This is a genomic window from Sphingomonas sp. AC522 (assembly GCF_979258125.1).
In genome coordinates this window covers 2,649,683-2,672,011 of sequence record NZ_OZ409836.1, presented here as the reverse complement: position 1 = coordinate 2,672,011, position 22,329 = coordinate 2,649,683, and the positions used below count along the sequence as shown (strand labels likewise).

Sequence of the window (22,329 nt, the reverse complement as noted above, 5' to 3'; positions counted from 1 at the left end):
AAATAGACCGAATCGGGAGACCGGGCCGCTGGCGATTCGCCGACGCGCTCATGGCCGAGACGCGCGAATGTTCCCAATGTTCGCACTGACCAAGGGGCCAGCCGGGAGAGGCGGGAGCGGCGCCTATATCCGCCTCGCGAGCAAGAAGCTGGACTGTTTCAAAGAGCGACCGGCAATGCCCGTAGCTCAGCCCAAGCAGCCGAAATCCTACATTGCAAGGATTTAGCGATAGGGCGGGTGGTGGAGCCCTTTGGGGCTGAGCGTGAAGATTTCGTGCCCATCCTCGGTGATGCCGATCGAGTGCTCGAACTGCGCCGAAAGCGTGCGATCGCGCGTCACGGCGGTCCATTCGTCGTCGAGGATCTTGATGCCCGGCTTGCCGATATTGATCATCGGCTCGATCGTGAAGATCATGCCGGGGCGAAGCTCGGGGCCGGTGCCAGGGCGGCCATAATGATAGACGTCGGGCTCGTCATGATAGACCAGGCCGACGCCATGGCCGACGAAATCGCGGACGACGCCGTAACGATGCTTCTCGGCATGGCGCTGGATCGCATGGCCGATGTCGCCGAGAAGATTGCCGGGGCGCGCCTGCTCGATGCCGAGCATCATGCATTCATAAGTGACGTCGACCAGCCGCCGCGCCTTGATCGGGACTTCGCCAACCAGAAACATGCGGCTGGTATCGCCATGCCAGCCATCGACCACGGCAGTCAGGTCGATATTGAGGATATCACCTTCCGCCAGAACCTTGCTGCCGGGGATGCCGTGGCAAACGACGTGATTGACCGAAATGCAGGTGGCGTGGGCATAGCCCTTGTAACCGACGTTGATCGGGACGGCGCCTGCGGCCTCGATCGCGGCGCGCGCGAAATCGTCCAGTTCGCCGGTGCTGACGCCCGGAACGACGAGCGGGGCGAGGGCGTCGAGCGTCTCCGCGGCGATCCTGCCGGCGTGGCGCATCCCTGCGAAAGCGTCTGCGCCGTAGAGCTTGATGGCGCCGGTGCGCTGGCGGGGCGTGTTCGCTGTGACGTCTTGATAGGTGGCCATCGGCGCCAGATAGGTTGTTCGGGCGGGATTTTCCATTGCCCGCGGATCGCGAGGCGGCGTTGGCAGGATGGCGGCGCAGGGCTAGGCACGTTCGATGCAGCTTTTCCCGCATCCCGCGTCTCCGCCAGTCGCTGTCAGTTCGGTCACGGTTTCGGGCAAGGTTCGTCGTGGCATAATCGAACTGGTCTATCGGGTCGTCGGGGATGTGCTGATGGCACCGGCTGGCGATCCGGTGCGGGCGGCGGATTTGTGGCGGCACACCTGCTTCGAGCTGTTCGTGAAGCCGGTCGAGGGGCCGGAATATTACGAGTTCAACTTCTCACCATCGACGGCATGGGCCGCTTATCGCTTTGAGGGATACCGGGCGGGCATGGCCGATCTCGAAATCCCCGTCCCGGCTATCGAGCGGCTTGAGGATGGCGTGCGCGTGCGAGTCGATCTGAGCGGCCTGCCTGCCGGGAGATGGCATGCCGGGATCAGCGCGGTGATCGAAGAGGCGGGCGGCATCCGATCCTATTGGGCGCTTGCGCATGGCGATGGGCGCCCTGATTTCCATCATGACGCCGGGTTCGCCCTCGAAATTTGAATTGAGGCTCCGCGCCAGCCGCCTCAGGCAGGGCCAGAATGACCCGGTGAGGCCGGTGTCGTATAATCGGTGAGCGCCTTCGGAAAGGGGACCAGCGCCGCGGCAAGTGCAGTCGACATGGCCAGGCCATCTTCGACGAAGCCGGTCGACGCCTGGCCGTGCTGGTCCATTGCCTGCATCCTGGCAGTGAAGGTGAGGTATGATGCGAGGATCGCCGTTCCCCCGGCGATCGCGGCAGCTGCGAAGCGATGCTGGCGCGGCGCCATCGCCATGCCTGCAAAGGCGGCGTTGAAGCTGCGGATGATCACCGCGGGGGTAATGATCCTGTCCGGCGCGGTCTTTTGCTTGTCGCCGGCAATTTCATACGCGGCGACGGCGGTTGCGCCCAGCGATACGAGCGGATGGGCCAGGAATTTGGGAGCACCGTTATCGGCGGGCAGCTGCCCGGTGCGCGCCGCGTTTGCAACGACTGCAAGAGGCGTCATGGCGCGGGCACCGGCGGCGATGCCCATCAGGATGGATCGGATCATGTTGGGGGTAACGGGTGGGATGGGGTTTGGTGCCCAATCATCATCGCCCTCACCCTTCCGGCGCTTCGCACTTCCCTCTCCCGACGGGAGAGGGAAGGGCTCGCGAGGCGAAGGCGAGTGGGAAGGGTGAGGGCGAGAGGGCTTGCGTCCTTTCACAACTCCCGGCACCTCACCCTCATGAAATTCGGTATCGACCGGCTGCTCGCCGACCCCGCGCTTCTCGACCAGCTCAAGGGCCAGCGCGTCGCCCTGCTCGCGCATCCCGCTTCGGTGACGGCCGATCTCACCCATTCGGTGGATGCGCTGATCTCGGCGGGGCTGAAGGTCTCGGCGATGTTCGGGCCGCAGCATGGCGTGCGCGGCGATTTGCAGGACAACATGATGGAGTCGCCCGACTTTACCGATCCGACCTACGGCATGCCGGTGTTCAGCCTGTATGGCGAAGTGCGGCGGCCGACCGGGCAATCGATGGGGACGTTCGACACGATCCTGATCGACCTTCAGGACGTCGGCTGCCGGATCTACACCTTCGTGACGACTTTGCTCTACGTGCTGGAGGCGGCAGCGCAGCATAAGAAGAGCGTGTGGGTGCTCGACCGGCCCAATCCGGCGGGGCGGCCGATCGAGGGGCTGACATTGCTGCCGGGCTGGGAGAGCTTCGTCGGCGCCGGTCCGATGCCGATGCGGCACGGGATGACGCTGGGCGAGATGGGGCATTGGTTCATCGCACATTTCGGGCTCGATGTGGACTATCGCGTGGTCGAGATGGAGGGCTGGGAGCCTGAGGCGGGGCCGGGTTTCGGCTGGCCGCAGGATCGCGTGTGGATCAATCCGAGCCCCAATGCCGCCAACGTCAACATGGCGCGGGCTTATGCCGGCACGGTGATGCTCGAGGGGACCAACCTCTCCGAGGGACGCGGGACGACGCGACCGCTGGAGCTGTTCGGCGCCCCCGACATTGCGGCGCGCGAGGTGATTGCCGAGATGCTGCGCCTTGCGCCCAAGTGGCTCAGCGGCTGCACGCTGCGCGACATCTGGTTTCAGCCGACCTTCCACAAGCATGTCGGCCAGCTTTGCTCGGGCGTGTTCATCCATGCCGAGGGCGCGGCCTATGACGATGTCACGTTCCAGCCTTGGCGGCTGCAGGCACTTGGCTTCAAGGCGATCCGGCGGCTTTATCCGAATTACGACCTGTGGCGCGATTTCCCGTATGAATATGAGTTCGGCAAGCTGGCGATCGATGTGATCAATGGCGGGCCCGGGCTGCGCGAATGGGTCGACGATGCGGCGGCCGAGGCGGGGGACCTGGACGCGCTGACATTGCCGGATGAGGCGGCGTGGGAAGCAGTGCGCGCGCGCCATTTGCTGTATTGAATGAAAGCGCTTAGCTGACACGCGATGCTGGCGGGGCTGATCTTTGCTGTCGAGGAAGCGAGCGACCGGCCGGGCACGCTCGTCGCGACGCTGCCGTTCGGCGGCATGACGCTGCTCGAATATCAGGTGCGGCTGCTGGCCGGCGCGGGCGCGGAGAAGGTGCTGATCGCAGTCGGCAAGATGACGCCGGCTTTGCTTACGGCAGTCAATCGCGCGACCAAGCGCCATCCGATCGTCGAAGTCGTCCGCTCGGCCGAGGAGGCGGGCGAGAAGTTCGAGCATGGCTCGCGCGTGCTGGTGATCGCGGACGGGCTGGTGACCACTGATCCAGTGATGGACCGGATGGCGGCGGAGGGCGGCGAGGCATTGCTCGTCACCGACGACGCCGAATCGCCTGCTGCGATCGAGCGGCTCGACATGCGCGACAGCTGGGCGGGGATCGCGCGCATCTCGGTCGCGCAGCTCGGCCAGATCGCGCAAATGCCCGAGGATTACGATTTCCAATCGGCGCTGCTCCGCGTCGCGGCGCAATCCAATGCCGAGCATATCCCGATCACCGCGGGCTGGCTGCGCGGTGGCCATTCGGTCGAGCGCAGTGCCGAGGGACTGGCCGCGCGCAATACCGGCGTGCTCGCGGCGCTGACCGAGCGGCGCGTCGATTGGGCCGACCGCTGGGTCTTCACGCGGATCGCGCGCGCCGTGCTACCCGAACTTGTCGGGCGCAACGTGCCGGGCTGGGCATTGATGATCGCGGCGGCGGCGGTCTCGCTGCTCTCGCTAATGGCGATCGGCATGGAATGGGAAGGCGCCGGACTGGTCGGCTCGCTGGTGGCCGCCGCGGCGCTGGCGACGGCATCGGCGATGGCGGCACTGCGCGGCGAGGACCTGCGGGCGCGAGCGCTGGAATGGGCGATCCTAGCGTTGTTCGGCGCGGTCGTATTGCTCTTGGGCTGGGTCGAGCGTGCCATATTGTTCAGCTGGACGCCGATGGTGTTCGCGGCATTCGGGCTGGGCGCGCAGATACTGATCGAGCGCGTGCAGGTTCGCTACCGGCGCTGGTGGGCGAGCCCTTCGGCGCATCTGCTGCTGCTCACGCCTTTCGCACTGGCCGGATTCACCGGATATGGATTGGCCGGAATCGCGGTCTATGCGTTTGCGACTTTGGCGGCGGCGATCGAGGCCACGCGTGAAAAAAGCTTAGTCTCCTCTTAAGGACACTTCCGCTAGGGTCGAGTGGATGTCGGATACCCCCACCGAAGCGCGCGATGGCTCCACCATTGGCGCAGGCAAATTGCTCGCGCGCGCGGCTGCTGCCGAAGTGCGCGCGTATCGCGGGCTGAATGTGGCCATCGACGATTTCTTTCTGCCCGAGGATGCTCGCCTCGACGAGCGCACGCGTTCGGGGCTGTCGACGCTGCTGCGCGGACTGGTCGAGACGGTCGAGGGCGAAGTGCGCGAGCATGCCGTGCGGCTGCTTCATGGGCGTGGCGAATCGGCGCTTGTGGTGGCGCTCAACGATCCGAGCTCGATCCTGGCGCGGCTTTGGCAATCGGGGCTGCTGCGCGATCAGGATCTGATGGCTGAACTGGTCTCGCGGGTTCGCCAGGAATTGATGGGCCAGGCGTTGCCGATGCATGCGCCGGACGATCCGGAGCGGCCGAGCCTGATCAATCGCTTCGTCCAGCATCCCGATCGCGTGGTCGCGGCGGGGGCAATGGCGGTTTTGATCGCCGAGAGCCGAAGGCGGGGCAGTCCCGATGCGGGACAGCTTACGCGGACCGATTTGCCCGCCGAATTGCATCACCGGCTGGTGTGGTGGGTCGCTGCCGCCTTGCGCGAACGCGTCGGCGAGAGCGGCGATGCGCTCGATCGGGCGCTGAGCGAATCGGCGCAGCGCAGCCTTGCCGCCTATGATGAGAGCGACCGGCTGGAGGCGACGGCGATGCGCTTTGCCGCGGCGATCGATGCGCAGCCGCAGGAACTGCCGGGGCTGCTGGTCGAATCGCTCGCCGACCGGCGGATCGTGCTGTTCATCGCGTTGCTCGGCCATGCGCTGGGCGTGCCCTATGCCCTGGGGCGCGACATCGTGCTCGATTCGGCTGCCGATCGGCTGTGGCTGGCGCTGCGCGCGCTCGATCTGGGCCGCGAGTCGGTGGCGCAGATCGGCTATGCGCTGTGCGAAGCCGATCCGCGGCGCGATCTCGAAGCCTTTGCCGATACGCTGGAGGCAATCACCGCAGTCGGCGCGCAGGCGGCGCGCGAGGCGCTGGCGCCGCTCAAGCTGCATCCCGATTACCGCGCAGCCGTGGTTGCGCTCGAGCGTTCGGCAAAGCCCGAATGAATGCGATCGAACTCTTCGATGCCGCTGGCGATCGGCCGGCTGGACGGGGAGGGGCGGCTGCTCGACGCCGAATCGCGGCTGTTCGAGCTGAACGACCGCGCGGGCGGAACGATCGGCGCGCCGCTGGCGGTGCCGCAGATCGCGACGCTGGCACGGCTGGCGCAGCGGCTGGGGATCGCGATTTCGCGCAACGTGATCGCGGCAGACGGCGAGGATGACCTGGAGCTCTGGGTGCGCGCCGAGCCGCAGGATGGCGGCGTACGGCTGGAAGTCAGCGGCTGGCGGCCGCGGCCGGGCTGGCGGGCGGTGGCAAGCGAGCCCGATCGCGACGGCGATTTCTTCCGCTCGGCGGCGGACTGGCTGTGGGAAACCGATGCTTCGCTGCGCATCACCTTCCTCTCGATCGAGGCGGGCGCACGCTATGGCTTCGATACCTCCTCGATGCTCGGACAGCCGCTCACTCGGCTGTTCAGCCTCGAACAGGATGAGAGCGGCAATCTGCCGATCCTAAGCGCAGTCGCCGCGCAGGCACGGTTCGATGGGCAGAAGGCCGAGATTCGCGGGACCGGGCGGATGGTGCGGCTCGATGCGACGCCGCGTGCCGATCCGGGCGGGCGCTTTGCCGGGTTCGTCGGCGCGGCGCACATGCTCGATACCGGCCCGGCGCGGCCGACGGTGGATGTGCCGCTGCCCGCGCCTGCGGCACCCTTTGGCGGCTTTCCCGACTCGTTCAGCCAGCGGCTCGACCGGGCGTTGCGCACGCCGCTCAGCACGATCATCGCCAATGCCGACAGCATCAGCGCGCAGACCGAAGGGCCGCTCAAGCCCGATTACGCCGAATATGCCGGAGATATCGCCAGCGCCGGGCGGCATTTGCTCGGGCTGGTCGACGATCTGGTAGATCTGCAGGCGATCGAGCGCGACGACTTTCGGATCGAGCCTGAAAATATCGACTTCGCCGATGTCGCGCGGCGTGCGGCCGGGCTCCTCGCGGTGCGCGCGGCCGAAGGCGAAGTGCGGATCGATCGGCCTGCGGCCTATGAGATACTGCCGGTTACCGGGGAATTCCGGCGGGCGCTGCAGGTGCTGGTCAATCTGATCGGCAATGCGGTGCGCTATTCGCCGGCGGGCGGGCAGGTGTGGATACGGTTGGAGAAGGACGAGACGTGCGCGCACGTGATCGTCGCCGATCAGGGCAAGGGAATCGCGCTGGAGGATCAGGCGCGGATTTTCGAAAAATTCGGACGCGTCGATCCAAGCGAGCCGGGTGGCTCGGGACTGGGGCTCTATATAGCCCGGCGGCTGGCCCGGGCGATGGGGGGCGACCTGACCGTCGATAGTGCGCCGGGACAGGGTGCGCGATTCGTGTTCTCGTTGCCGCTGCGGGCGTAGTTGTCACCAGCAGCAAGGCGCAGCCGCTTCGCTGGACAGATCCTATCCGGCCCCATAGCCTTCCGCCCGTAGAGACGGGGGAGGTGCAATGCTGACATTGCTGCTTCTGGCGGCCACGCCATCCGGCGCGCCGGCACAGACTGCTCCCGCCCGGCTCTGCTGGTTCGACGAGGGAGCAAGCAATCTTGCGCTCGAGGCCAAATTTGGTGCCAACGCGCAGGTGAAGGTTGCCGAGGCACAGCGCGCCAGGACGGCGCGGCTGAAAAAAGCGATGATCACCGAGGGCTGTGCGGCGATGCTGCGCGCGAAGCCAGCGGCTCCCCCTGGAACCGAATTGTACGATCTTGCGCCGGCAGTCGCCCGAATGACTGCCGCCAATGACGCGGGAACGGCAGGCAGCGAGCCGATCATCCTCAAGGTGGTGCCGGGCTCTGCGTGATCGGCAACGACCGGCCGACGGCTCCAGCCGACGCCGCGATATATGACGCGATCGCGAACCTGGTGTTCAAGGCGCGGGGATGCCGGCAGATCCTCGACGAGCGCTATGTGATCGGAGTCAATGAAGTTGCCAAGGTCGGGGGCGAGATCGGCGACCGTTATCTCGGCACGAAATTGCAGTGCACCCATGGGCTGCCGGATGCGATGACGCAGCTTCCCTGCATCGGCACCGGCCAGAGCTGGTCCTATGTCACGCCCAAGCCGAGCGAGCTTCGATGGTTCGTGTTCAAGGGTGTGGAAGGTGCGCGCGTGCGCATCACCATGGCACAGCCCGCGGGGGCGAACCCGTGTTCGCCGGCGTTTGAAAATCCGTAAGGGATTTATTCGCGTATCCGGCTGAAGCCGGTCGCGGCCTCGCTCAAGAGAGGGCCGCCTTATTCGATCGACTATGTGATCCCGTTCACGGGCATGTTCAGGTTCGAGGCGGCTTGCTTCGAAAGCGGTCTGGCAGGTCCCAAGGAGACCAGACTGGAGATCTCCATCGTAACGGTCAGCTGAGTCCGGCCACGACGAAAATCGGGCGCCCGCAATTTCCTGCGAGCGCCCAATTCAGATCAGCGGCGGCGGCAGACCGTTACGCGGCCCTGATGGCGGCGATGTTCGGTCCAGCAGACCCGGCCACGATTGTAGTTGCGGCCGCGATTATAGTGACGGCTGCGATTGTAGCGGCCGCGATCATAGCCGCGATTGTTGCGGCGGTCCCAGCGGCGATCGCCACGATTGCGCCAATCCTGCGCGCTGGCGGCAACCGACACGGTTAGCACGCTGCTGCTCGCGGAGGCAGCCGCAACCGGCGCGGCATTGGCGGCCGTGGCCGATCCGGCGATACCGGGAACTGCAAGCGCAGCGGCGGCAATCAGTTTCTTGAAGTGCATGTCGTCTCTCCTCTTTGGCTTCCTCACCCGCAAGCTGCCGACATTAGCCATGCGATTCGGTCGCTTTGCTGAATCGACTTGTTCTGCAATGTTCAGGTTCCGCCCCACGGAGAACCGACTTGTCCAAGATCCTTGCCCTTGCTGCCGCGCTTTCGACCGTCTCCCTTCCTGCGCTTGCCCAAACCGCGCCCGCCGCGCCGGCCAGCGCGACGGCCGCCAGCATCGAGGCGCTGACGCCCGAAATTACCGGCTATTTCGAAGCCTATATGAAGAGCGCGCACGTGCCCGGGCTGGTGTTCGGCGTGGTCAAGGACGGCAAATTGGTGCTGGTGCGCGGGCTGGGCGTCCAGGATGTCGAGGGCAAGCATCCGGTGACGGCCGACAGCCGCTTCCGCATCGCTTCGATGTCCAAGGCATTCACGGCGCTGGCGATCCTGAAGCTGCGCGATCAGGGCAAATTGTCGCTCGATGCGCCGGCCGAGCGCTACATTCCGGAGATGAAGGGCTGGCGCTATCCGACAAGCGACTCGCCGCGCATTCGGGTCGCCGACCTGCTGCATCACACTGCCGGGTTCGTAGAGGACAATCCTTGGGGTGATCGCCAGCAGCCGCTGAGCGATGCCGGTTTCACCGAGATGCTCAAGGCGGGCATGAATTTCGCGCAGGCCCCGGGCATCCGAATGGAATACTCGAATTATGGCTATGCGGCGCTCGGGAGGATCGTCTCGAACGTCTCGGGCACGCGCTACCAGGACTGGATCGGGCGCAATCTGATCGGCCCGCTGGGGATGGGATCGACCGGCTATGACGTGCTCGGCGGGCCGCAGGACACGCGGGCGCTCGGCTATCGCTGGCAGGACGAGGCCTGGGTACGCGAGCCCGACATGGCCGACGGCGCCTTCGGGGCGATGGGAGGGCTGCAGACCACGGCAAACGATTATTGGCGCTGGGTCTCGTTCCTGCTCTCCGCCTGGCCTGCGCGGGACGGAGCGGATGCGGGCGTGGTGAAGCGCGGCACCGTGCGCGAGATCGTGGAGGGCGCGAACTTTGCGGTGGCGCGCGATCGGCCGGCTGCGTTGGGTGCGCCGTGCCGGATGGCGGTAGCGTACGGGAAGGGCTGGAACGTGATCGAGGATTGCGACCTCGGCCGCATCCTCCAGCATGGCGGCGGCTATCCCGGCTATGGCTCGACGGTGATCCTGATGCCCGAGGCCGGGATCGGCATCTTCGCCTTCGCCAATCGCACCTATGCCGGACCGGCGCTGCCTGCGACGCAGGCGCTGATCGCGCTCCGCAAGGCCGGGCTGGCGCCGGCGCGCGCGCTGCCGGTGTCCGAGGGGCTGGCGGCCGCCTATGCGGCGGCGAAGGCGGCATGGCAGGCGGGCGACGCCGAGAAGGCGCCGCTGGCAGTCAATATGCTGCTCGACCGCGATGCCGCGCGGCGGAATGCCGATATCGCCAAGGCCAAGGCGACGGTCGGCAAATGCGCGATGGGCGAGGCGATCACGCCCATTTCGGCGATGGAAGGCATTTTCAGCTGGACTTGCGCCACGGGCAAAATCGCCGGCCGCGTCCAGCGCGCGCCGACGCCGGAACTCAGCCTGCAGGCGCTGAGCTTCCGGGCCGAGCCCTGATCATGGCGGCGGGGCGCAAGCTGCTGCTCCGCCGCTTCCCAACACTGTTGTTTAACCAAGACTATTTGCGGCGCCTCTATATTCTTGGCCGTGATCTCGTTACGCTCGCTTCGTGTTCGATCTTCTTCTCAGTCCCGATTACGCGCCCTTCGTCATCGCCTTTGTCGTGATGCTCGGAATCGGCGCGATCGAGGCATTCGGGCTGGGCTTCGGCGATCTTCACTTCGACGCCGATCTGGACGCCGATGGCGGGGGATCGCTACTCGATTGGCTCGGGCTGGGGCCGGGCCTGCCGATCCTGATCTGGCTGACCTCGCTGCTCGGCCTGTTCACCTTGAGCGGGTTCGCCGTGCAGCAGATCGCGACGGCGATGAGCGGTACCCCGCTGCACTGGGGGCTTGCCAGCCTGGCAGCGATCGTGCCGGCGATCATCCTCAATATTTTCGCCGCCGCGGGTCTCTCGCGCATCTTCCCGGCGTTCGAATCGACCGTGATCGACGCTGAGGAATTGCTGATGCGGCGTGGGGTGGTGCTCGAGGGCGCGGCGTCGCGCGGGCATCCGGCGCGGGCCAAGGTCGTCGATGATCATGGCCAGGCGCATTATGTGATGATCGAGCCGCATGACGATGACGAAGTCGTCGCACAGGGCGAAACCGCATTGCTGGTTCGCAAGCAGGGCCAGCTTTTCTTTGCGGTGCCCGATGCCAATTCAAGACTTGGGGCAATCTAGACAATGTTTTCAAACTCTGGGGAGGGTTTCGTGGCCGGACCGTTGCTGAATATCCTGATCTATGCCGGCATCGTGCTGGTCGCGCTGGTGGTCATCGGGATCATCCTGACGCGTCTCTATCGCCGCGCGACCAAGGATGTGGCACTGATCCGCACCGGATTCGGCGGCGAGAAGGTGGTGCTCAACGGCGGGATCATGGTCATCCCAGTGCTGCACGAACTGATGCAGGTGCGGCTGACGACGGTGAAGCTTGAGGTGTCCCGCCTCAACAAGGATGCGCTGATCACGCTCGACAAGCTCCGCGTCGATGTCGTCGGGCTGTTTCACATCAAGGTGAAGCCCGATGCCTCGTCGATCGCGGCCGCCGCCCAGACTTTGGGCGAGTCGGTCAACAGCCCGGATGCAGTGAAGTCGCTGCTTGACGGTAAGCTGGTCTCGGCCCTGCGCTCGGTGGCGGCGACGATGACGATGGAGCATCTCCACGCCAATCGCGCCGACTTTATCCAGAAGGTCCAGGAAGCGCTGATGACCGATCTGGACATGAACGGCTTCCAGCTCGAATCGGTCAGCATCACCCATTTCGACCAGACTGCGTTCGAGCATTTCAACGAGAATAATGCCTTCGATGCCGAAGGGCTGACGGTGCTCACGCGCACGATCGAGGAGCGCAAGAAAATCCGCAACGACATCGTTGCGACCAACCGCGTCGAGATCGAGCAGCGCAATCTGGATGCCAACAACCAGTCGCTGGCGATTGCGCAGGAGGCCGAGCAGGCGCGGCTGACGCAGGAGCAGACGCTGGCGGCACGGCGGGCGGAGCAGGCGACGGCGATTGCGACGGCCGAGGCCGAGCAGACGCGGCTTGCCGAGATCGCGCGGATCAATGCTGAGCAGGCGCAGACCGTCGCCCAGACCGAGGCCGACAAGGTGATCCAGACCGCGACCATCGCCCGCGACGGTGCGGTTCAGACTGCAACGATCGAACGCGACCGGACGATCGAGATCGCGCGCATCACCACCGCGGTGCAGACCGCGCAGAAGTCCGAAGAGGAATCGACGGCGACCGCCGCAGCCAACGAAGCGCGCGCGCTCGCCGTGCGCGCCGAGGAAAGCGTCCAGACCGCCAAGGCCACCGAAATCGCCAATCGCGACAAGAATGTCGCGGTCATCGCGGCTACGCAGCGCGCGCAGGAAGAGGCGGTCCAGATCACGGTTGCGGCAACGGCTGAGAAGGAGGCCGCCGAGGCCCGCGCGGCGGCGCTGCGCACCGAAGCCAATGCCGAGGCGGATGCCGAGAAGGCCCGCGCCGAGGGCCGTGCGGCGGCGTTCAAGGTCGATGCCGCGGGTCAGTCGGCGATCAACGAGGCGACCAATGTGCTCAACGACACGCAGACGGCGTTGCTCGTGCGCAAGGCGATGCTCGAGGCGCTGCCGGGGATCATCGCTGCGGCGAGCAAGCCGATGGAGCAGATCGACAAGATCTCGATCCTCGACGCGCGGGGGCTGCATGGTGATGCCGGGGCGCCCGACGGTGCCGCCGCGACCGGCAATTTGGCGGATTCAGCAGTAGCGGCGGCGATGCGTTACCGCGTCGGCGGTCCGCTGATCGATGCGCTGATGGCCGAGATCGGCATGTCCGGCGGCAATCTCAACGGGATATTGGCCGGGGCTGCAGCGCCTGCGGCTGCGCAACCCACGGGCGGAGAGCCGCCCGCCAAGGACTGATCCCTAAGGCCGGTCGCGCTCCGCATCGCGGCGTGCCTTGCGCTCAGCGCGGGTGGGCACGAGGCGGGCGCCGCCGATCAGGATCGCCCCGACGACTGCAAGCACGAGGCCGCGCCACAGCCAGACGCGCTGATCGATCATGCTGCTGCTCGCCGGCCAGCGGACGATGCCGAGGCCCTGGAGCATGAACAGCACGCCGAACAGAACGCCGAGCATACCGGCGAAGATCAGTATATTCTGGCGCATCGGTATTTCTCCTCCGCGCCAGATATAATCAGCGCTTGTCGACGCTCACATAATCGCGCTGCGTCGGGCCGGTGTAAAGCTGGCGCGGGCGGCCGATCTTCTGCTCGGGATCCGAGATCATTTCGTTCCACTGCGCGACCCAGCCGACGGTGCGGGCGAGAGCGAAGAGCGCAGTGAACATCGTGGTCGGGAAGCCAATCGCCGAGAGGATCACGCCCGAATAGAAATCGACGTTCGGGAAGAGCTTCTTCTCGACGAAATACGGGTCCTTGAGCGCCATTTCCTCAAGCTGAAGCGCGACTTCGAACACCGGATCGGTGACGTTGAGCTCCTTGAACACCTCGCGGACGGTCTTCTGCATGACGGTCGCGCGGGGATCGTAGTTCTTATACACGCGGTGGCCGAAGCCCATCAGGCGGAACGGATCGTTCTTGTCCTTGGCGCGGGCGATGAATTCCGGGATGCGATCGGGCGTTCCGATCTCGTGCAGCATGTTGAGCGCGGCTTCATTGGCGCCGCCATGCGCGGGCCCCCACAGGCACGCGATGCCCGCCGCGATGCACGCGAAGGGATTGGCGCCCGACGAACCGGCAAGGCGCACGGTCGAGGTCGAGGCGTTCTGCTCGTGATCGGCATGGAGGATGAAGATCCGGTCCAGCGCCTTTTCGACGACCGGGTTGACGACATATTCCTCGGCGGGAACGCCGAAGGTCATGCGCAGGAAATTGCCGGTGTAGGAGAGGTTGTTGTCGGGATAGAGGAACGGCTGGCCGACGCTGTACTTGTACGCCATCGCCGCAATCGTCGGCATCTTGGCGATCAGCCGGTGCGACGCGATCATGCGCTGCTTGGGATCGGTGATGTCGGTCGAATCGTGATAGAAGGCCGAAAGCGCGCCGGCGACGCCGCACATCACTGCCATCGGATGCGCATCGCGGCGGAACCCGCGATAGAAGGTCGCGAGCTGCTCGTGCAGCATGGTGTGGCGGGTGATCGTATTGGTGAAGTTGTTGAGCTCGTCCTGGCTCGGCAATTCGCCGTTGAGCAGCAGATAGCTGACCTCCATGAACGACGATTCCTCGGCGAGCTGGCCGATCGGATAGCCACGATGGAGGAGAACGCCTTCGTCACCGTCGATATAGGTCAGGCCGGATTCGCACGACGCGGTGGAGGTGAAGCCCGGATCATAAGTGAACATGCCGGTGTTGGCGTAGAGCTTGCGGATGTCGACGACGTCGGGGCCGGTGCTGCCCGCGAGGATCGGATATTCTACTTCTTTCCCCGGGACCTGCAGCTTGGCGGTGTCGCTCATATTGGTCGTCCTTGGTTGGCCGGCGCTCAGACCGGAACGTCAATTCGTGTTCTGCCCTAGCCGGGCAGGGGCATCTGGTCTGCGATGCGGCCCAGGCTTTCCTCGCGGCCCAGCAATGCCAGGACGTCGAAGATGCCCGGCGAGGTCTTTCGCCCAACGAGCGCCGCGCGCAATGGCTGCGCGGCCGCGCCGAGCTTCACTCCCGCATCTTCCGCAACGGTGCGTACCGCCGCTTCGAGCGCTTCCGTATCCCAGCTTTCGACCGCGTCAAGCGCCGCGTGCAGCCGGGCGAGACGGTCTCGCGCATCGCCTTCTAGCAGAGCTGCCGCATCTGGGTCCATTTCCAGTGGGCGAGTGCGAAATAGAAAGCCGGCATTCTCGGTCAACTCAAGGAGATTCGCGGCGCGCGGCTTCAATGCGGGCATGCTGCGGCGCAGAAGATCACGCTGCGATCCGCTGGTTTCGAAGGGCAGGCGGGCGGCAACCAGATCGGCCAGCACCGCGTCATTGGTCTGACGGATATAATGACCGTTCAGGTTCTCGAGCTTCTTTTGATCGAACCGGCTTGGTGATTTACCGACACCTGCGAGATTGAACCACTCGATCGCCTGTTCGCGGCTGATGATCTCGTCGTCGCCATGGCCCCAGCCGAGACGGAGCAGATAATTCGAGACCGCTTCAGGGAGCAGTCCCATCTCGTCGCGATAGGCATCGACGCCAAGCGCGCCGTGGCGCTTCGAGAGCTTGGCGCCATCCGAGCCGTGGATCAGCGGGATGTGCGCATAATGCGGCTCGGGCCAGCCCATTGCCCGGTAGATCGGCAGCTGGCGGAAGGCGTTGTTCAAGTGATCGTCGCCGCGGATGACATGCGTCACGCCCATGTCATGATCGTCGACGACCACCGCGAGCATATAGGTTGGGGTGCCGTCCGAGCGGAGCAGGACGAGATCGTCGATTTCGCTGTTCTGGACCGTCACTTCGCCCTGGACGAGATCCTGGATCGTGGTGGCGCCTTCGGTCGGCGCCTTGAGGCGGACCACGAAGGGTGCGTCGCTGTCATTGGCCCTGTCGCGCCAAGGCGAGCGGATGCGCAGCGGCTTCTTGGCGGCCTGCGCCTCCTCGCGCATCGCGGCGAGCTCGTCCTGAGTGAGGTAGCAGCGATAGGCCGCGCCCGCCTCGACCATCGCGTGCGCGACTGCGGCATGGCGATCGGCGCGGGCGAATTGATAGGTGACCTCGCCGTCCCAATCGAGCCCTAGCCAGGTCATGCCATCGAGGATCGCGTCGATCGCCGGCTGGGTGGAGCGCGCGCGATCGGTATCCTCGATGCGCAGCAGGAACTTGCCGCCGTGATGGCGCGCGAAGAGCAGGTTGAACAGCGCAGTGCGTGCGCCGCCGATGTGCAAATAGCCGGTGGGCGACGGCGCGAAGCGCGTCACGACCGATCTGGCGGTATCGTTAGTTGCGCTCAACCGCGCGTGCTCCCAGTCTCGAAAACCGATGGCCGACATCGCCACCGAGCGCGCCCCTAGCATGGGGCTTGGCTCCCTACAAATGGGAGTGCGGCGGCTGTTTCGCCAGTGCTGCGAAGGGCTTGAGTGCTGGCTGGAAGCCGAACGCGAGCAATTATTGCTGTGGCTGCCGGTGATGCTCGGCGCGGGGGTAGCGGCGTGGTTCGTACTTCCAGATGCGACGCGATGGGCCGGATTCATCACGGGCGCAGGGGCAGTGGCGCTGGCGGGCTTGGCGGCATCGGGAAGCAGCAGGGCGGCACGCGTGATTGCGATTGGCGCGCTGGCAGCTGCAATCGGGTGCGCGCTGATCTGGTGGCGGGCGGAGAGCGTGGCGGCGCCGGTGCTGGCGCGGCCTGCTGTGGTGATGCTGGAGGGGCAGGTCGAGCGCGTCGAGCGGCTCCCGGCGCGCGAGATGGTGCGAGTGACGCTCGATCTGACGCGGGCCGATCTGCCGCCGCGAGTGCGCGTCAATCTCGCGGAGGGCGATGTGCCCGCGGGGCTGGCGCGGGGTGCAACGGTCAGGCTGCGTGCGCGGCTGATGCCGCCGCCAGCGCCTTCGGTGCCCGGCGCGTATAATTTCGCGCGCGTCGCTTGGTTCTCGAAGCTGGGCGCGACCGGCAAGGGCTTTGCACCGGTGGAAATTGTGGAGCCAGGGGAGGAGGCCGGCGCCGACCTGCGCGCGCGCCTGTCCGCGCATATCCAGAGCAACATTGCCGGGAGCGCGGGCGGGATCGCCAGCGCGCTGGCGACGGGCGACCGCGGCGCGATCACCGAGGCGGATTCGCAAGCCATGCAGCGATCGGGGCTGGCGCATCTGCTTTCGGTTAGCGGGCTGCATGTCACTGCAGTCACTGCAGCGGCTATGCTTCTGGTGCTGCGGCTGTTGTCGCTCAGTCCGACATTGGCGCTGCGCTGGCGGCTGCCGCTGATCGCCGCGGGCGCCGGGGCGCTGGCGGCGATTGGCTATACATTGCTTACTGGATCGGACGTGCCGACGGTGCGATCGTGCGTGGCCTCGCTGTTGGTGCTGCTTGCGCTCAGCGTCGGCCGCGAGGCGCTGACGCTCCGGCTGGTGGCGGCAGGCGCGCTGATCGTGCTGCTGCTCTGGCCGGAGTCGCTTGCCGGACCGAGCTTCCAGCTGAGCTTCGCCGCGGTGACGGTCATCGTGGCGCTGCACGAGAGTCCGCGGATGCGGCGCTGGTTTTCGCGGCGCGAGGAGGGCTGGGGCAAGCGGCTGGGGCGCTTCATGGGCTCGCTGCTGCTCACCGGCATCGCAGTCGAGCTCGCGCTGATGCCGATCGGCATGTATCATTTTCACAAGCAGGGGATTTACGGCGCGCTTGCCAATATCGTCGCGATCCCGCTGACGACCTTCGTGACGATGCCGCTTGAGGCGCTGGCGCTGTTCCTCGATCTGGCCGGTCTCGGCGCGCCGGCGTGGTGGCTGACCGCCAAGTCGCTCGAATTCCTGCTGTGGCTGGCGCATGCCGCGTCCTCTGCGCCGGGCGCAGTAGCGGCGTTGCCCGCGATGCCTGACGGGGCATTTGCGCTGATGCTGGTGGGTGGGCTGTGGATGGCATTGTGGCGAACCCGCGCGCGCTGGGCCGGCGGGGTGCCGCTGGCGATCGGGGCGGTCTGGGCGCTAGTCACGCCGCCGCCAGATCTGCTGGTCACCGGCGACGGGCGGCACCTTGCGATCCGCATGGCCGATGGCGGGATGGCGCTGCTGCGCGACCGGGCGGGGGACTACACGCGATCGATGCTGGGCGAGAATAGCGGCGCGGATGACGAGCTGGCGCTGCTGGCGGAGGAGCCTAGTGCGCGATGCAGCCCGGATCTTTGCGTGATCGAGCATCGATCGGGTGCGCGGCGCTGGCAGGTGGCGGCGACGCGCAGCAACTATCTGGTGCCGTGGCGCGAGATGGTGAAGCTTTGCGCCGCCTCCGACGTGGTGGTGAGCGAGCGGCGGCTGCCACCGGGCTGTGTGCCGCGCTGGCTGAAGCTCGACCGCGAGGGGCTGGCGCGGACGGGCGGTGTGGCGATCGAGTTTGCAAGCGGGCGCGTGACGACAGTGCGGAGCGGCTCGTCGCATCCGTGGATTGACCCGCCGACCGTGCAGCCGCCATTTGAGCGGCAGAGGGAGAGATGATGCTTCGAACGATTCTGATGGCCGCCTCGCTGCTGGCCTCGCCTTGCGCATTCGCTCAGGCTGGCTGGGAGAAGCAGGTCGCTGAATGGAACCGGCCGACGGCGCCGTTCAAGATCGCGGACAATGTCTATTATGTCGGGACGGCGGGGCTATCGGCCTATCTGATCACCGATCCCGCGGGGCATGTGCTGATCGATGGCGCAGTGCCGCAAAGCCCCAAGCAGATCGCGGCGAATATCGAGGCGCTCGGCTTCCGGCTCAAAGACGTGCGCTACCTGCTGATCAACCACGCGCATTTCGATCACGCCGGAGGGCTGGCGGAGCTCAAGCGGCGGACCGGCGCGCAACTGCTTGCCAGCGCAGGCGACAAGCCAGGGCTCGAGCAGGGCAAGACGCTTGGGCGCACCGATTTGCCGCCCTTTCCGGCGGTAAAGGTCGATCGCGTGATCGCCGATGGTGAGCATATCCGGCTGGGCGGGACCGACCTGGTGACGTGGCTCACTCCAGGCCATACCCAGGGCTGCACGAGCTGGACGATGCGCAGTGGCGGGCTCGACTTGATCTTCGCCTGCAGCATCACCGTGGCGGGGCAACCGCTGAAGCCGGGGCAAGGCTATGATACGGCGGCCAGCGACTTCCGGGCGACGTTTGCCAAATTGAAGACGCTCAAGGCCGATATCTTCCTCAACTTCCATCCCGAGGGGTTCAGCATGGAGGCGAAGCGGCAGCGGCTAGTGGCGGGCGATGCGCGGGCGTTCGTCGATTCGGGCGAGCTGCAGCGCCGCGTTGCGGCGGCCGCGGCGGCGTTCGAGGCGGAACTGGCCAAGCAGAGCAAATGACTGTGTCCGGACAAGGTTTTGCTTTTCATGACCGGCGGCGCGTGGCTGATTGAGGCCATGACGAGCAAGAAGAGCGAGACCATCGAGGTTCGGCTGCCATTCGCGACGAAGCAGGCTTTTGCCGAACGGTGCCGGATCGAGGGCATCACCGTGAGCGCCGCGGTGCGCGGGTTTGTCGATGCGCGGTTGGCGCGGCGGCCTTCGCCGCTGGTCCCGCTGGCGGTTTTGGCGGCAATCGTGGCGGTAGCGATCGTAACTCCGGTGGCTTCGGCGCCGGACTTTTCCGCGGGGTTCGAAGCGCTGGACCGCAATCGCGATGGGGTGTTGGTCCAGGCGGAACTGGCCGGGGAGACCTCCGATTGCACGCTGGCGCTACCCTTGCGGCGGGAGCGCTGGGCTGGCGGAGCGCGGCACTTCGCCGTCTGCCAGCACCGTCCGCACTTCGCGGCGCTGGATCGGGACCATGACGGACTGGCGAACCGGGCGGAATATACCGCGGACCGGAAGGCATTTTATCGCCGGGGATATGCAGCGCTGGACCGCGATGGCGACGGCAGCTTGGATGCGGCCGAATATGCCAGTGCGATGAAGACCCGCTTCCTCGATCCTGCTCCGAAGCTCGCCTCGTTTGTAGAGCTCGACCGCAACCGCGACGGGCAGGTTAGCTGGAACGAATATCTGCGCTGAGGGCGGCCGCCGGAACCGCCGCCCGCCAGCGGATCAGTAGCGCCGCAGCAGACCAGCGAGCTTGCCCTGCACGCGCACCTGATCGGGGCGATAACGCTGCGGGTTATAGTCGCGATTGGCGGGGTCGAGACGGATCATCGCGCCTTCCTTCCGGAAATATTTCAGCGTCGCCTCGGCATCGTCGATCAGCGCCACGACGATTTCGCCGTCACGCGCAGTCTCGGCGCGGCGGATCAGCGCGTAGTCGCCATCGAGGATGCCGGCCTCGACCATGGAATCGCCGGCAACTTCAAGGGCATAATGCTCGCCCGAGCCGAGCAAAGCCGCGGGGACGGGGAGCATCGTCGCGCCTTCCAGCGCCTCGATCGGAGTGCCCGCGGCGATGCGGCCGTGAAGGGGAATCTCGACCACGTCGTTTGCCGGAACGGGAGGCGTGGAAGATGCGGACGCCGATGTCTGCACCGGTGCCACGGCCGCCTTCCCGGTTGCGCCACCGCGCTCGGGAGTCTTGAGAACCTCAAGTGCGCGCGCGCGATTGGGCAGGCGGCGGATAAACTCGCGTTCCTCGAGCGCCGATATCAGCCGGTGCACGCCCGACTTGGATTTGAGGTCGAGCGCCTCCTTCATTTCCTCGAACGAAGGCGAGACTCCGGTCTCGGCGAGGCGGTCGGCAATGAAGCAGATCAGCTCGTGCTGCTTGCGCGTGAGCATCCGAATTCTCCCGTCTAGAACAGACTGGGAACGTTTATGCAATGTTCCGCGTCCCTGTCAAGCGAGATCAAGGATTTCCACCGAGTCGCCGATTTTCGCCGCCGGAGCATGCGGCGCGCGGACGATCAGACAGGCGGCGCGCGCAAGCGTTCGCAACATCGAACTGTCCTGGATCGTCGAGGCGAACGCCTGGCCATCGCGCAATTCGGCGCGCAGATAGTCGCTGCGGTGATCGTTTGCAGGGAGCGGCTCGCCCAGCGTGACGGTGCGGGTTTGGGGCTGTGGATGCGCGGCGCCGGAGAGATAAGCGATTAGCGGGCGGACGAAGAGCAGGGTGGTGACGAAGGCGGAGACGGGGTTTCCGGGCAGGCCGACCAGCAGGGCGTCACCCAGCCGCCCGGCCATCATCGGTTTGCCGGGGCGCAGCGCAATCCGCCAGAAATCGATAGTGCCGCCCGCCGCCTCCAGCGCGGGCCGGACGAGATCGTGATCGCCGACCGATGCGCCGCCGCTGGTGACCAGCAGATCGGCGCGCACGGCGCGGAAGGCGGCTTCGAGCGCGTGCTGGCGATCGGGGAGGATGCCGAGATCGATGATCTCGACGGGCAGGCCGGCGAGCTGCGATGCGAGCATCAGCCGGTTGGTTTCGGGAAGCTGGTCCTGAGCGAGCGGTGTGCCGGGCGCGACCAGCTCGTCGCCCGTTGCGGCAATGGCGACGCGGACCTTGCGGCGGACGGCAAGGGTGCCGTACCCGGCCACGCCGGCAAGCGCGACGCGGGCGGGGGTGAGGCGCTCGCCGGTGCGGATCAGCGTGTCGCCCGTGGTGAAGTCCAAGCCTTGCCGGCGAACATTGCGGCCGAATATGGCGGGGCCGTCGCCAGCGAGCGACAGTTGCGCGCCGTCCCGCGCCGCCTCTTCCTGGACCATGACCGTATCGGCGCCCGCGGGCATGACCGCGCCGGTGAAGATGCGGACGGCCTGACCCGGCTCGACCTGGCCCGCAAAGGCCCGGCCGGCGGCGCTTTCGCCGATCACGCGCCATGGTCCGGGCAGGTCGGCGTGGCGGATGGCGTAGCCGTCCATCGCCGAGAGATTGGCGGCGGGCTGGGTGCGGAGTGCGGCGATATCCTCGGCGGCCCAGCGGCCTGCGGTTTCGGCGAGGGGGATGCGCTCGATCGGGAGCGCGGGTGCGAGCGCGAAGAGGCGCTGTTGCGCTTCGGCTACGGGAAGGAGGGCGGGCATCACGCTCGATTAGGGGAGGGTGGCGATAGACGAAAGGGGTGGCTTGCGCGCTGGACGTCGGGCTCGGATGCGCGGCGAAGCGGCGCGAGCATCGTCGGAGCTGGACTGGCCTTCAATTGAGTCGCTAGCGCTCGGCTTTTCCTAGCGTGCCACTGGCCCGCCAGGCGCTCGCGATAATCGCCACCATCAGCATCATCGATCCGAAGCCGATGGCTATCTGCACGGCGATTATGAGAAGTGCCTCCCACCCCTCTTGTGCACCATGGATGTCAGGCGACGCCTTGTTCACTACGCCGATCGCGTAGTTCGCTCCGATGAGCATCCAGCGATGTCCGCGGGTGCCGGAGAGGATCTGCAGGGGTGAGACAATTGTCCGGGTCGTGGCCTGTGCAAGAGGCCATGCTGACAGCAGCGCCGAGAGCGGAATGCCCGCCATCATAAGCAGGACGAGGACGATCACCCAGCCGCCGCGATAGTCAGCTGCCATGGCCGCAAGCAACAGGCTTGCTGGAAGCAATATGGGCAGCAACCCGATCACAAACGGCGCCAGAAAGCGGAAAAAGGCAGCAATCGATAGCCCGCGATCCGCAAGCCGCAGCGTGCTGACGAATATGGCAATCACGCCGAACGTCATCTCAGCCGCGAAAAGCAGTCCGTCCGCAGTAGAAAGGGCCCGACCGGTCCACCACAGCGACAGCGCGTGTAAACCGCCGACCAAGTTGACAGCCAGGATTAGTGCCATGCCTTGCAGGGGCACCGTCCCCAATTCGGCGAAGAGAGTCTCGGTGAAGGTTCTGGCCTGGCGCATGGCGTGGCCTACCGATGGGTCTCCCCGTCCGCAACCGATCGCGCTTCCAATCTCGCAGCCAGTGCGAGGGCGGAGCGCCGACAATT

Annotated in this window: 22 protein-coding genes; 13 read left to right on the top strand and 9 right to left on the bottom strand. The window is 66.0% G+C overall.

Annotated elements, in window-relative coordinates:
- Positions 1-222 precede the first annotated feature (222 nt).
- Complete coding sequence (gene map, locus ACZZZM_RS13335) at positions 223-1,050, bottom strand: type I methionyl aminopeptidase (RefSeq protein WP_463595572.1); 828 nt, start codon at positions 1,048-1,050, stop codon at positions 223-225.
- Between the two features lie 94 nt (positions 1,051-1,144).
- Between map and ACZZZM_RS13330 the strand changes: the two genes are divergently transcribed.
- Positions 1,145-1,636 carry a DOMON-like domain-containing protein gene (locus ACZZZM_RS13330; RefSeq protein WP_463595571.1) on the top strand — a complete coding sequence of 164 codons (492 nt, stop codon included), beginning with the start codon at positions 1,145-1,147 and terminating at the stop codon, positions 1,634-1,636.
- Between the two features lie 23 nt (positions 1,637-1,659).
- Here ACZZZM_RS13330 and ACZZZM_RS13325 read toward each other — a convergent pair whose 3' ends face one another.
- Positions 1,660-2,166, bottom strand: coding sequence for a DUF4126 family protein (locus ACZZZM_RS13325; RefSeq protein WP_463595570.1), 507 nt, complete (start codon positions 2,164-2,166; stop codon positions 1,660-1,662).
- Positions 2,167-2,343: 177 nt separating this feature from the next.
- On the opposite strand from ACZZZM_RS13325, the gene ACZZZM_RS13320 reads away from it, so the two are divergent.
- The 6 genes from ACZZZM_RS13320 (at position 2,344) to ACZZZM_RS13295 (ending at position 8,086) form a co-directional block, all read left to right on the top strand.
- On the top strand, positions 2,344-3,540 hold the full coding sequence (locus ACZZZM_RS13320) for an exo-beta-N-acetylmuramidase NamZ family protein (RefSeq protein ID WP_463595569.1): 1,197 nt from the start codon (positions 2,344-2,346) through the stop codon (positions 3,538-3,540).
- 24 nt (positions 3,541-3,564) lie between these two features.
- Positions 3,565-4,752, top strand: coding sequence for a hypothetical protein (locus ACZZZM_RS13315; RefSeq protein WP_463595568.1), 1,188 nt, complete (start codon positions 3,565-3,567; stop codon positions 4,750-4,752).
- A 25-nt stretch (positions 4,753-4,777) separates the two neighbouring features.
- Complete coding sequence (locus ACZZZM_RS13310) at positions 4,778-5,881, top strand: DUF2336 domain-containing protein (protein ID WP_463595567.1); 1,104 nt, start codon at positions 4,778-4,780, stop codon at positions 5,879-5,881.
- Positions 5,882-7,273: a sensor histidine kinase gene (locus ACZZZM_RS13305; protein ID WP_463595566.1), complete on the top strand. Its 1,392-nt coding sequence runs from the start codon at positions 5,882-5,884 to the stop codon at positions 7,271-7,273.
- 88 nt (positions 7,274-7,361) lie between these two features.
- Entirely contained in the window at positions 7,362-7,712 is a 351-nt protein-coding gene (locus ACZZZM_RS13300; RefSeq protein WP_463595565.1) for a hypothetical protein, read from the top strand.
- Positions 7,709-8,086 carry a hypothetical protein gene (locus tag ACZZZM_RS13295; RefSeq protein WP_463595564.1) on the top strand — a complete coding sequence of 126 codons (378 nt, stop codon included), beginning with the start codon at positions 7,709-7,711 and terminating at the stop codon, positions 8,084-8,086. The genes ACZZZM_RS13300 and ACZZZM_RS13295 overlap by 4 nt, the downstream gene beginning before the upstream one ends.
- 239 nt (positions 8,087-8,325) lie before the next feature.
- On the opposite strand, the gene ACZZZM_RS13290 is transcribed toward ACZZZM_RS13295, so the two are convergent.
- On the bottom strand, positions 8,326-8,646 hold the full coding sequence (locus ACZZZM_RS13290; RefSeq protein WP_463595563.1) for a hypothetical protein: 321 nt from the start codon (positions 8,644-8,646) through the stop codon (positions 8,326-8,328).
- A 119-nt stretch (positions 8,647-8,765) separates the two neighbouring features.
- Between ACZZZM_RS13290 and ACZZZM_RS13285 the strand changes: the two genes are divergently transcribed.
- The 3 genes from ACZZZM_RS13285 to ACZZZM_RS13275 all read left to right on the top strand — a co-directional run bounded on the left by ACZZZM_RS13285 (position 8,766) and on the right by ACZZZM_RS13275 (position 12,735).
- Positions 8,766-10,280 (top strand): serine hydrolase domain-containing protein, encoded by a 1,515-nt coding sequence (locus ACZZZM_RS13285; protein WP_463595562.1) that lies wholly within the window; start codon positions 8,766-8,768, stop codon positions 10,278-10,280.
- 112 nt (positions 10,281-10,392) lie between these two features.
- Positions 10,393-11,010, top strand: coding sequence for an OB-fold-containig protein (locus tag ACZZZM_RS13280; protein ID WP_463595561.1), 618 nt, complete (start codon positions 10,393-10,395; stop codon positions 11,008-11,010).
- Positions 11,011-11,040: 30 nt separating this feature from the next.
- Positions 11,041-12,735: a flotillin family protein gene (locus tag ACZZZM_RS13275; RefSeq protein ID WP_463595560.1), complete on the top strand. Its 1,695-nt coding sequence runs from the start codon at positions 11,041-11,043 to the stop codon at positions 12,733-12,735.
- Between the two features lie 3 nt (positions 12,736-12,738).
- Here ACZZZM_RS13275 and ACZZZM_RS13270 read toward each other — a convergent pair whose 3' ends face one another.
- From ACZZZM_RS13270 to gltX, 3 genes are read right to left on the bottom strand one after another with little or no spacing between them, the layout of a single operon-like run.
- Complete coding sequence (locus ACZZZM_RS13270) at positions 12,739-12,981, bottom strand: hypothetical protein (protein ID WP_463595559.1); 243 nt, start codon at positions 12,979-12,981, stop codon at positions 12,739-12,741.
- A 28-nt stretch (positions 12,982-13,009) separates the two neighbouring features.
- A complete protein-coding gene (locus ACZZZM_RS13265; protein ID WP_463595558.1) occupies positions 13,010-14,293 on the bottom strand; it encodes a citrate synthase in 1,284 nt (427 codons plus the stop codon).
- 56 nt (positions 14,294-14,349) lie between these two features.
- Entirely contained in the window at positions 14,350-15,804 is a 1,455-nt protein-coding gene (gltX, locus tag ACZZZM_RS13260; protein WP_463596446.1) for a glutamate--tRNA ligase, read from the bottom strand.
- Positions 15,805-15,847: 43 nt separating this feature from the next.
- Here gltX and ACZZZM_RS13255 point away from each other — a divergent pair, with 43 nt between their 5' ends.
- From ACZZZM_RS13255 to ACZZZM_RS13245, 3 genes are read left to right on the top strand one after another with little or no spacing between them, the layout of a single operon-like run.
- Positions 15,848-17,956 carry a ComEC/Rec2 family competence protein gene (locus tag ACZZZM_RS13255; protein WP_463596445.1) on the top strand — a complete coding sequence of 703 codons (2,109 nt, stop codon included), beginning with the start codon at positions 15,848-15,850 and terminating at the stop codon, positions 17,954-17,956.
- Positions 17,956-18,795, top strand: coding sequence for a subclass B3 metallo-beta-lactamase (gene bla / locus ACZZZM_RS13250; RefSeq protein ID WP_463595557.1), 840 nt, complete (start codon positions 17,956-17,958; stop codon positions 18,793-18,795). Before ACZZZM_RS13255 ends, bla begins: the two co-directional genes overlap by 1 nt.
- A gap of 57 nt (positions 18,796-18,852) precedes the next feature.
- Entirely contained in the window at positions 18,853-19,482 is a 630-nt protein-coding gene (locus ACZZZM_RS13245; protein WP_463595556.1) for an EF-hand domain-containing protein, read from the top strand.
- A gap of 33 nt (positions 19,483-19,515) precedes the next feature.
- Here ACZZZM_RS13245 and lexA read toward each other — a convergent pair whose 3' ends face one another.
- The 3 genes from lexA to ACZZZM_RS13230 form a co-directional block, all read right to left on the bottom strand.
- Positions 19,516-20,193 (bottom strand): transcriptional repressor LexA, encoded by a 678-nt coding sequence (gene lexA / locus ACZZZM_RS13240; protein WP_463595555.1) that lies wholly within the window; start codon positions 20,191-20,193, stop codon positions 19,516-19,518.
- A 57-nt stretch (positions 20,194-20,250) separates the two neighbouring features.
- On the bottom strand, positions 20,251-21,435 hold the full coding sequence (locus ACZZZM_RS13235) for a molybdopterin molybdotransferase MoeA (protein ID WP_463595554.1): 1,185 nt from the start codon (positions 21,433-21,435) through the stop codon (positions 20,251-20,253).
- A 124-nt stretch (positions 21,436-21,559) separates the two neighbouring features.
- Positions 21,560-22,243, bottom strand: a complete 684-nt coding sequence (locus tag ACZZZM_RS13230; protein WP_463595553.1) for a hypothetical protein — start codon at positions 22,241-22,243, stop codon at positions 21,560-21,562.
- Positions 22,244-22,329: the final 86 nt, after the last annotated feature.